This is a genomic window from uncultured Rhodoblastus sp., from assembly GCF_903903185.1.
Lineage (GTDB): Bacteria > Pseudomonadota > Alphaproteobacteria > Rhizobiales > Beijerinckiaceae > Rhodoblastus.
The window spans coordinates 1-10,114 of sequence record NZ_CAIUXT010000115.1 but is presented as its reverse complement, the minus strand read 5'-3'; the positions used below and the strand labels follow the sequence as shown (position 1 = coordinate 10,114).

Sequence of the window (10,114 nt, the reverse complement as noted above, 5' to 3'; positions counted from 1 at the left end):
CGCCAGAGGAGTGATCGCGCCCAGGCCATCGACCATTTCACGCGCGCTGTCGCGCTCGATCCGGCCAATCGCTGGCTGCAAAACGATCTCGCCAACGAATTGCGCGACTCCGGCCGGCATGACGAGGCGGAGCCGATTTTCCGAAACCTGTCGGAACAACATCCCGATTTTGTCGGCGGCTGGCGCGGGCTGGCCTTTATCGCCCGGCAGAGGAGTGATCGCGCCCAGGCCATCGACCATTTCAAACGTGCCGTCGCGCTCGATCCGGGCAATCTTTGGCTCGCCAGCGACCTTGCCGGCGAACTGCTCGAAATGGGGCAAATCGAAGAAGCCGAAACGCTTGGCAGGCGCCTGGTCGAAACCTGGCCCGGCAAATCTCTGGCGCACATCGTTCTGGCGAAATGCCTGCGGCCCCGGGCCCCCAAACCGGAAATCATCCGCACGCTCGAACAGGCCTTGGCCGCGGAGCCGGGAGATGTTCACGCCTGCCTGACGCTCGCAGGCGAATATGTCTCGGGTTGGCGGCTGGATGAAGCCGAACAACTTTATGACCGCGCGCTGGCGGCGCAGCCGAAAAATGTCAGCGCCTGGATCGGAAAGGCGCAGATTGCGCGGCGGCGCGAACGTGCGGACGAGGCTCTGGCCGCCTGCGCCAAGGCGCTCGAATGCGAGCCGGCGAATGAATGGGCCAATATCGAATATGCGCGGGAATTGACCCAATCCGGCCGTTATCGGGAAGCCGGGCAAATCTTGCACGAGGCTTTGGCCAGAAAGCCCGACAATCCGCCTCTCATCGAATTTCAGGCGAATGTCGCCAGGGCCGCCGGCGATTTCGCCGCCGCGAAAGCGCATTTCGACAAGCTGACACGGCTCGATCCCGCATCGAATTCGGCCCAGGTCGAACTTGCGATCGAAGAATTCCGCGCCGGCCAGGCCGTGGCCGCAATGTCGCGTCTGGAACAACTCATCTCTGTCAGTCCGGGTTTCGTCCGCAGTTGGGAACTGCTGGCCGATTTCCACCTGCAGATCGATGACTGGCCGGCTTCGCTCGCTTACCGCCAAAAGGCTCTCGCCATCGACGGGTCGCGCATCTGGACCCATCTCGAGGTCGCCAAATTATTCGCCAATTCAGGGCGCTTCGAACAGGCGGACGAAAAACTGGCGCAGACCCTCGCGCATTTCGGCCCTCAACCGGAAATCGCTATCGTTCAGGCCGACTGTTTCAAGGCGCGGGGCGAACATTTCAGAGCGCGGGATGTCTTGATCGCCGGCTTCCAGGCCTTTCCCGCCTCTTTCGATCTTCGCGTCCAGTCGATCCAGCTTCTGGTCGGCTGCGGCGATCTGGCGCAAGCCGAAATTCTGGCCGCGCCGTCCGCCGATTACACCGCCCAGCAGCGCGCGCGCCTGGCGGCCATGCGCGGCCACATCGCGGCGGCGCGCTGGCGCAGCGGCGAAGCCTATGCGTGTTTCGTCGAGGCGCTCGCCCATAATCCGGCGGAAATCGCAACCAATGAATGGGCGGCGCGCATGGCGCTCCTGTGCGCCGACGTCGACGCCGCCGCGAGCCATAACGCCACCGCGCGGCGCAACGAACCGGTTCACCGCATCCGTCATCGCGGCGGGATCAAGCCTTCCCAATCCCATATCGGGCAGATGATCGACGAATATCGCCTCGACGCCTCGTGCCTGGCCCGGCTGCAGCAGGCTTTGCGCGGCGACGCCCCGCGCCGGCCGCTGGCGGAACTGACGTTGGAAAATCCCGATTATACCCCCGCTGCAATAGCCTTCCTGGTTTCGCTGCGCCGCGAGGGGGTTTTTGCGCGTGCGAGAGCGGCGCAAAGCCAGCCCGGCAGAATCCCGACGACAATCGCCCAATATTGGGACCGGAACATTCCGCCCGATGTCGCGCGTTTTTGCGAGACCTGGAGCGCGCAAAATCCGGGCTTCGCCTATCGGCTGTTCGACGACAGATCGGCGGGCCGGTTCCTGCAAAAACTGTCGCCCGCCGCGCGCCACGCCTTCGACCGCGCCCGCGAACCGGCGATGAAAGGCGATCTCTTCCGCCTCGCCTGGCTCTACGCCCATGGCGGCTATTACGCCGACGCCGACGACCGCTGCATTGCGCCGATCTCGTCGATCGACCCCGGCGGCTGCGACCTGCTGGCCTATCAGGAGGATTACGGAACATTGGCCAATAATTTCATCGGCGCCGTCCCGCGCCATCCGGCCATCGGCCTCGCCTTGAACGGCGCCATGGCCTCGGTGCGGCGCGGCGATTCCGATCTGATCTGGCTCTCGACCGGCCCGGGCCTGATGACCCGCAGCGTCGCCGCCTATCTGGCTGAAGACACCGACCGGCGTCTGCAAAACACCGCCATCCGCGAACGCCATGAAGTTTTAGGGGCGGTCGCGATGCATTGCGCCGCCGGCTACAAGACGACCAACAAACATTGGAGCCGCGCCGCTTTCACGGCGAAAGCCGCGAAGTAATGACGCGGAATCGCAGCGATTCCCCCTGCCGGTCGGAAGGCCGACTTCGTTTGAGGAAGGGCCCGGTTTCGGCTCCTTGCGAAACCTCTGACAAGATCCGTCGATTAAAAAATAATTATTACGCTAGAGCGCGTTTCGTTCAAGTTGCATCATAACCGGCGGACTTGAAAAAGTTGGCGCATTCCTTTGGCGTGAAGCCAGGCAGGAGTCGCCCAATGGCGTTCCAAAGGCCCTCCACCATTCGCTCAGACGCTTTTCTGAGCAGCGCCTTGAGCTTCGAGAACGCCTTTTCGATCGGATTGAAGTCGGGGCTGTAGGGCGGCAGGTACAGCAAACGCCCGCCGGCGGCTTCGATGGAAGCACTAACATTTGGCCGTTTGTGGCTGCCCAGATTGTCCATGACGACGATGTCGCCCGCAGAGATCGTGGGGACGAGCACCTGATCGACATAGGCTTGAAACGAAATGCCGTTGATCGGGCCGTCGAGGACCATCGGCGCGACCATGCCCGTGAGCCTCAGGCCGGCGACAAAAGTCGTTGTTTTCCAATGGCCATGGGGGATGCTCGCGCGCAAACGCTGCCCTCTTGGCGCCCGGCCTCGTAAGCGCGCCATATTGGTCGACGCCCAGGTTTCGTCGATGAAGACCAGCCACTCGGGCTCGAGATCAAGCTGACCGTCAAACCATTCTTCGTGCCGCTTCAGGACGTCGGGGCCCTCCTGTTCGCTCGCGTGCGCAGTCTTTTTTTCCATGTCACGCCGCGACGGGCGAAGAAGCGCCAGATCGCTGAAATCGACGCCTCAAAGCCATGATCGGCAAGAACGGTGCGCAATTCTTCCAAGGTGACGTCCGGCTTGTCGTCCACCGCTTTGAGAATCACCACCGCATGCGCCTCGATCCGGTGAGAATAACGGTCTCCGCCCATCGGCTTGGGCTTGGCGTCGCCTTGTTCCCGCTCCAGCGCGCTCCATCGAACCGCGCTGGCGGCGCTGACGCCGAAGCGCTCCGCCGCCTGCCGCCGCGAAAAGGCCGCCTAACGCGGCAGCGAGGACCCGTTCCCGAAGATCAGTAGAAAGTGGTTTGGCCATGCATGCCGGCCTCCTTCGCCAGCATGCAGTTTGCAGCAGACTCGCGGCCTATTGGAAATCCCCTCGGATTCAGTCAGAGACAAAAACGCTCTAGCCAAAAACTTTGAAAAATTGACGCGAAAAACCGTCGCGTTTATCCGCCTCGCATCGATCCGCCCGATCGTGCGTAAAATCTGTGCAGCAGCCTAAACTTCCCGAACAAACGCTAACGCTATTGCTTGACCCTAGAGCTAGAGCGCTTATTGTGACGCTGAAAAGAGAAGCAAATCATCCGCAACTCGCGCTGAGAGTTCGAAAGCATTGCGGATGTCCGGAATATATTGAAAAGAGGCGCACTTCAATGACACGTCGGAAATATATATTTGGCACTTAACCCATACTGACACCGCAAAACATTCAGTACAATTAGGTTCTATAAGATGAAAATCTCGGCAAAAGCGTACCTAGAAGGGATACGAATCATTGATAGGAACACATCTTTTGACGCTAACACGGACACTTCCGACGTATCACTTTTTTTGTTAAGTCGTGAACTTACAGAATACTACACTTATGTGTTAAACAGGGCCAATTACCAAATCGATATGCGGTCACCTCTACCTTCTTTGCAAAAAACCGCTTTTTTTTGTGCAGCGCATTTCTTCATGCTGCAGGCCCAACCAGACTCAGGCAACTGGGTTGTCGCGGCGGGCGGCGATGAACTTCTAGAAATCCTCCTAATTGATAAACCATCTACTCGCCGCGTATTATATATAACAAATAATGCGTCGCATGCCACCAGCAATAAATATGACAATAAAATTGTCTTTTTTTGTTCGTTGGATAGCGCATCAATATTGACGGCTGCATCAAATATCTTAACTAAAGTTGAGGTATTAATAATTTCAGAAGAAATAGATTCGTTAAATCGTCGCAAATTAATGGAATGCTTCGCGCCCCTCTTACCTGATCCTTCACCTGCAACGAGCGCGGGTAAGGCTCTAGTTTCCACCAGATCCTTGCCCGACGTGCTCTTGATCGAAGATATTTACAATGACAATAGAGATAATTGGAAGCTCTATCATAAGGCTTTGTACGACGACTGGGCATTACAATGCCTACCTGATATTCGTTTCCTTTCCGGGAATATTTTTTTGCTTGAACGCGCCGGAGATATAGACGCTCGAATTTCTTCAGAGCAACAACTATTACCTATTAATGAACTGAATATAAAATACTTATGCAATTTTCAGCCTCCAGAACTGGTTAGTAGGGAAGTCATGACCCCCGATCTGCGGTTCAAGCTAAGTTCCGGTCCGTTGACATTCTGCTATGCCTACGCGTGTATCGAAGCGCAATCGCCGGAAACTCTACGATTGCTCACTAGGAAGCATGGTGTGCCGGCCGTGTATGATCAGAATTCCTTCGTTGGTATGATAATTGAGTTCGACCAGCACGTCGGGTCTCCGCAGCGCACTATTATTGCGTGTTGCGGTATTCCCGTTCGTCCAAATACGAGATTCTTTCACGATGGAACGCCATCGCGTAATGGAACTGAAGTCATAATTGAGAATGGCGAAGCGAATGAAATAATTTTTCGGTTCGCCAGCCTCGCTCCGCATGACTGGAACGGGGGCGTCAGGGTTGCATTCGGTATCCAAAACCCGGGGCCATTGTTTACCATACAAGGAGGGTTCGAGATATGGTAGCCGAAATCAAGAGTGGCGTTCCTTCTGACGATTTGCACCCGCAAATGTTCACTTTTGGCTCGGCAAAAGATGTCATGACCGCCTGTCCAATCGAAGATCTGGCGCCGACCATAGCGGACATGAAATCGGATCAGATGACGAGATTTAAAGCCTTCCAGGATCTATCACTGGAAATTCCGCAACCGGAATTTGCGGTGGAGCCTACGAAGGCAAGGATTACCGGTCGCAATTTTCCCTCGAAACCGCTAATTGGCGATCTTGATTTATATTGCATGCCTGGCGGACGGATTATTGGGGAGGGCGTTGTAGTAAGCAATAAGAACCTTATTATCACCGAAAGTGCTTGGTATCTACAATTAGGATACAATGGTAAAATTCCGACGCCGACAGATACATTTTGGGGAGTTCGCGCTGACGATCCCCATGAATACATTAATGATATTGTGCTTTTTTGTGGTTATCATTTGAGGGATATGTATTCACACTTTTTGGTTTTTACAATATTAATAATTATTCTATACCGGAAATTAGTTCCTAAAACAGATTTGGTTATTGTTTATCCTGGCTTTTTTAAAGTTCGGCTACGTGAAATGATGAGTTTGATAGAATGTGACTACGACATTCGCGAGCACACCAAATCTTTTGCAGCAAAAAAATTGGTATATATGCGTTTATCGTATATGGACTGGAACTTTATTAAGTTGATATACGCCTGCCGCGACAGCATCAACGACGTTGTCGCGCGGGCGTATGCCCGTGTTCCGTTAAAGAACAACGCAAACGCCGACAGAATTTACATTATGCGTGGCCAGAATGCACCTCGAAGGAGGTTACTCAACGAGCAAATCCTAATCGAGAGGCTCAAAAAAATTGGTTTTTACATTCTCGATTGTGGTAAAGAACCTTTTCCAGATGCTATAGCGAAAATCGGGAGAGCGCGTTTGATCGTGTCTCCTCACGGAGCGAGTGCGTTGAATGTTTTATTCGGAAGTGCGGGATCGACCTATGTTGAGATCGTTCCGAGTAAATTTTTTTCGGTCGCGCATTCGAAGGAAATCTTGATGGCTGCACGGGCAAGATCAATGAATTGCGGCGTGTCCATGTCTGCAGACGTCGTGTCAAATCAAATGTATCCGGAAAGGGATTTTCACTGCGATGGTTTGGCGGATATTGACGAACTGCTAAGGCTGATCAAATCGATTGATTGCTGAAGCTGAATAAAGCAGGGGGTGTAAGGAACCTATCGTCAATGCCGGAAAGCCAATAGGCTCTTTCACCGGACGGTATCATCCCCTCCGATAGGCGGCATTTGGTGCGGGGAGGTGGGAAAGAGACGCTCGACGTTTTTCAAATGAGCCTGAAACTTCTCATCGGAATGTTTCGATGCGACGGCGCATCGAGCGAAAGCAAATGCCGCGGCGAAATCCTTTTCTTTTAAATAAATTATGCTGAAAAAGTAAAATGCTTGGGCGTTGTTTGGCTCCAGCGACAAAGCCAGACGTAGTTCGTCGGCAGCCTCGGCGAAGCGACCTTCGCGAATGAAAAGACTGCTACAAAAATATGGGCTCGCGCTCCGCCCGTGGCCGCTGCGCGACGCCCCTGACCTGCCACTGCACATCGAACGCCATGCTTTCGTGGGCGCAGGAGCACCAGATCGTCTGGCATTTCATCGCGCCGGGAAAGCCAATGCAGAACGGCTCTTGCGAGAGCTTCAACGGTCGAATGCGGGACGAACTGCTGAACGAGACGCTGTTTCTCGGGCTCGATCACGCTCGGGCGAAGATCGCGAACTGGGTGACCGATTACAATCATAAGCGCCCCCATTCGGCGCTCGCCTATCAAACCCCGGCGGTCTATGCCGCCAACCTTTCCGCAACATGCGATCGGCTGCGCAACCCCGACCAGCTCCGCCGATCGCATGTTGCTCCCACCGCGCCTGACGGCGTAAATTCCGCCGAGGCTCTAATCGCCGCTGGATGAAAGTTCAGTGGCAGGTCACCCCCACGCGAGTTCCTCATTCGGCGCGCCCAGACCAACTTTACGGCAAAAATCATCGCCCCAAAAACGCTTTCCATCCGCCTTCGTTGACAGTGCATTGAAGGTGACCAACAAGAACGCAGAATTTCCCTTCAAATGAAGAACTTGCGAAAAGTCGTTTTCATAGACAAGCGCGGCTGGAGTTTGAGGCGATTCGTCCATGCAATTTTCCAGAAGGCCCCTGCAAACAAGCCTTGGCCCATATTCGTGGTTGGCTGCGGTTTTTTTGGTCTGTGCGCGCACAGACCATTTGATATCCTGTTCATAATTATTTTTCCCTTACCCAAATGAATGGGCGTTTAACTGGCGGAAGGGGTGGGATTCGAACCCACGGTGGGCTTTCACCCACGGCGGTTTTCAAGACCGCTGCCTTAAACCACTCGGCCACCCTTCCAATCCAATATTGTTTCTAAGCTTTGTAACGCTGCGGCGCTCCTTTTTTGCGATGGCCCCGACCGACCTGGCGTCACTTCCCGTTGCAGCCGCCTCGCCCCGGCTCGGCGACGCAGCGGCCTCGTTCGGGCGCCGCCGCCGTCGAGACCGCGCCGTTCCTATATCGCGCCCGCGCCCAAGCGCAAGACCTCGACCGCGAAATCCCGCCTCGGCCCCGCTCTTCAGGGAGCTCCGTGAAGTTCCGGGGCCCTCGACTGCAGCCGCCGATCGCTGCCTTGAGGATGAAACAGGACCTGCCTGCGCACTTGTAAGGCATATTGCATGATAAATATGCACAAAACCTCATACCATCGTCGATCCCGGTTCGCGTTTGTTGGAATCGCACCTTTTTTTGCCTTGGCATGGTCTTTGTTTGGTCATGTTCGGTCTGGGTCAAGTCCGCAGGCCTGCTCATGTGCGACCGGGTGTTCCGGCGCGGAGATCGGGGAGCAAAATGAAAAATATTGTTGCTATCATCAAGCCGTTCAAACTGGACGAGGTGCGCGACGCGCTCACCGCGATCGGCGTGCACGGCCTGACAGTGACCGAAGTCAAGGGGTTTGGCCGCCAGAAGGGCCACACCGAAATCTATCGCGGCGCAGAATATACCGTGAATTTTTTGCCGAAGTTGAAATTGGAAATCGCCGTTGCCTCCGACCATGTCAACAAGGTGGTCGAGACGATCGTATCGGCATCGAAAACCGGTCATATCGGCGATGGCAAGATTTTCGTCAGCCCCCTCGATCAAGCCGTCCGCATCCGCACCGGCGAGCGCGATTCCGACGCTCTTTAATTCCCCGTTCAGTCAGGAGCCAGAAATGATGTCTCTCACCCCCCGCAGGGCCGGGCTCAAGGCCTGTGGCCTCGCGCTCGCCGGTCCGGCTTTCGCCGCGCTGGCGCTGTGCGCCGGCGCGGCCTTTGCCGACGCCGCACCGCCCGCCCCCGTTCCCAACAAGGGCGACACCGCCTGGATGCTGACCTCCAGCGCCCTGGTGCTGATGATGTCCATTCCGGGCCTCGCTTTGTTCTATGGCGGCCTCGTGCGCACCAAGAACATGCTCTCCGTCCTCACCCAGGTCTTCGCCATCGTCTCGATGGTCGGCGTGCTCTGGGTGCTCTATGGCTATTCGGCGGCTTTCACCAATGGCGGCGGGCTCAATAATTTCATCGGCGGCTTCTCCAAGATCTTCCTGAGCGGCGTAGACGCCAACGCCACCGCCGCCACCTTCTCCAACGGCGTCGTCATTCCGGAATATGCCTACATGGTGTTCCAGATGACCTTCGCGATGATCACGCCCGCGCTGATCGTCGGCGCCTTCGCCGAGCGCATCAAATTCTCGGCGGTGATGCTGTTCGTGCTGCTTTGGGTGACGCTGATCTATTTCCCGATCGCCCACATGGTCTGGTACTGGGCCGGACCGGACGCCATCGGCGACGCCGCCAAGGCGCTCGCGGCCGCCACCGACGAAGCCGGCAAGGCGGCGGCGCAAGCCAAGCTCGACGCGGTCAACGCCGACGCCGGCATGGTGTTCCAGTGGGGCGCGCTCGACTTCGCGGGCGGCACCGTGGTGCATATCAACGCCGGCATCGCCGGCCTCGTCGGCGCGATCATGATCGGCAAGCGCATCGGCTATGGCAAGGAAGCCCTGCCGCCGCATTCGCTGACCATGTCGATGATCGGCGCCTCGCTGTTGTGGGTCGGCTGGTTCGGCTTCAACGCCGGCTCCAATCTCGAAGCCAATGGCGTGACGGCGCTCGCCTTCGTCAACACCATGGTCGCCACCGCCGCCGCGGCTTTGTCCTGGCTGCTGGTCGAATGGGCGGTCAAGGGCAAGCCCTCGCTGCTCGGCATGATCTCGGGCGCGGTCGCCGGTCTCGTCGCCGTGACCCCGGCCTCCGGCTATGCCGGCCCGATCGGTTCGCTGGCGCTCGGCCTGCTGGTTTCGCCGCTCTGCCTGTTCTTCGTCTCCACGGTCAAGAACAAGCTCGGCTATGACGACGCCCTCGACGTGTTCGGCGTGCATTGCATCGGCGGCATCACCGGCGCCCTCGCCACCGGCGTGCTCGTCGCCCCCTCGCTCGGCGGCGTCGGCCTGACCGATTACACCAACTTCGCCAACGGCAATGCGCCGACGGTTCCCTTCGACATGCTTGCGCAGGTGATCATCCAGGGCAAGGCCGTGCTGACCACCCTGGTCTGGTCTGGCGTCGGCTCGGCGATCCTCTACAAGATCGTCGATCTGATCGTCGGCCTGCGTCCGACCCCCGATCAGGAGCGCGAAGGTCTCGACATCGCCGAACATGGCGAAAAGGCCTACAACTACTGATCGAAGCCTAAATCCAACATCAATCGGCGGCGGGGAAACCCGCCGCTTTTTTT

Annotated in this window: 6 protein-coding genes, 1 tRNA gene and 2 pseudogenes; 6 read left to right on the top strand and 3 right to left on the bottom strand. The window is 56.8% G+C overall.

Annotated elements, in window-relative coordinates:
- A partial coding sequence (locus QZY01_RS10535; RefSeq protein WP_294536782.1) for a tetratricopeptide repeat protein occupies positions 1 to 2,490 on the top strand: 2,490 nt, incomplete at its 5' end.
- Between the two features lie 139 nt (positions 2,491 to 2,629).
- On the opposite strand, the pseudogene QZY01_RS10530 reads toward QZY01_RS10535, so the two are convergent.
- A pseudogene (locus QZY01_RS10530) lies at positions 2,630 to 3,577 on the bottom strand (IS630 family transposase).
- Between the two features lie 419 nt (positions 3,578 to 3,996).
- On the opposite strand from QZY01_RS10530, the gene QZY01_RS10525 reads away from it, so the two are divergent.
- The 3 genes and pseudogenes from QZY01_RS10525 to QZY01_RS10515 form a co-directional block, all read left to right on the top strand.
- Positions 3,997 to 5,265, top strand: a complete 1,269-nt coding sequence (locus QZY01_RS10525; RefSeq protein WP_294536780.1) for a hypothetical protein — start codon at positions 3,997 to 3,999, stop codon at positions 5,263 to 5,265.
- Positions 5,259 to 6,476, top strand: a complete 1,218-nt coding sequence (locus QZY01_RS10520) for a glycosyltransferase family 61 protein (RefSeq protein WP_294536777.1) — start codon at positions 5,259 to 5,261, stop codon at positions 6,474 to 6,476. The genes QZY01_RS10525 and QZY01_RS10520 overlap by 7 nt, the downstream gene beginning before the upstream one ends.
- A gap of 403 nt (positions 6,477 to 6,879) precedes the next feature.
- Positions 6,880 to 7,245 (top strand): annotated as a pseudogene (locus tag QZY01_RS10515) (transposase); the annotation flags it as partial.
- Positions 7,246 to 7,260: 15 nt separating this feature from the next.
- Here the strand turns inward: QZY01_RS10515 and QZY01_RS10510 are convergent.
- Together QZY01_RS10510 and QZY01_RS10505 are read right to left on the bottom strand one after the other, a co-directional pair.
- Positions 7,261 to 7,464: a hypothetical protein gene (locus tag QZY01_RS10510; RefSeq protein WP_294536774.1), complete on the bottom strand. Its 204-nt coding sequence runs from the start codon at positions 7,462 to 7,464 to the stop codon at positions 7,261 to 7,263.
- 142 nt (positions 7,465 to 7,606) lie between these two features.
- Positions 7,607 to 7,696 (bottom strand) — tRNA-Ser (locus tag QZY01_RS10505).
- Between the two features lie 492 nt (positions 7,697 to 8,188).
- Here QZY01_RS10505 and QZY01_RS10500 point away from each other — a divergent pair.
- Together QZY01_RS10500 and QZY01_RS10495 are read left to right on the top strand one after the other, a co-directional pair.
- Entirely contained in the window at positions 8,189 to 8,527 is a 339-nt protein-coding gene (locus QZY01_RS10500; RefSeq protein WP_294536771.1) for a P-II family nitrogen regulator, read from the top strand.
- Between the two features lie 25 nt (positions 8,528 to 8,552).
- A complete protein-coding gene (locus tag QZY01_RS10495) occupies positions 8,553 to 10,061 on the top strand; it encodes an ammonium transporter (protein WP_294536769.1) in 1,509 nt (502 codons plus the stop codon).
- The last annotated feature ends 53 nt before the right edge of the window (positions 10,062 to 10,114 follow it).

Excerpts from the sequence above, each read along its gene's own strand:
- QZY01_RS10525 (WP_294536780.1), top strand. The coding sequence starts at position 3,997 with ATGAAAATCTCGGCAAAAGCGTACCTAGAAGGGATACGAATCATTGAT.
- QZY01_RS10520 (WP_294536777.1), top strand. The coding sequence starts at position 5,259 with ATGGTAGCCGAAATCAAGAGTGGCGTTCCTTCTGACGATTTGCACCCG.
- QZY01_RS10510 (WP_294536774.1), bottom strand. The coding sequence starts at position 7,464 with ATGGACGAATCGCCTCAAACTCCAGCCGCGCTTGTCTATGAAAACGAC.
- QZY01_RS10500 (WP_294536771.1), top strand. The coding sequence starts at position 8,189 with ATGAAAAATATTGTTGCTATCATCAAGCCGTTCAAACTGGACGAGGTG.
- QZY01_RS10495 (WP_294536769.1), top strand. The coding sequence starts at position 8,553 with ATGATGTCTCTCACCCCCCGCAGGGCCGGGCTCAAGGCCTGTGGCCTC.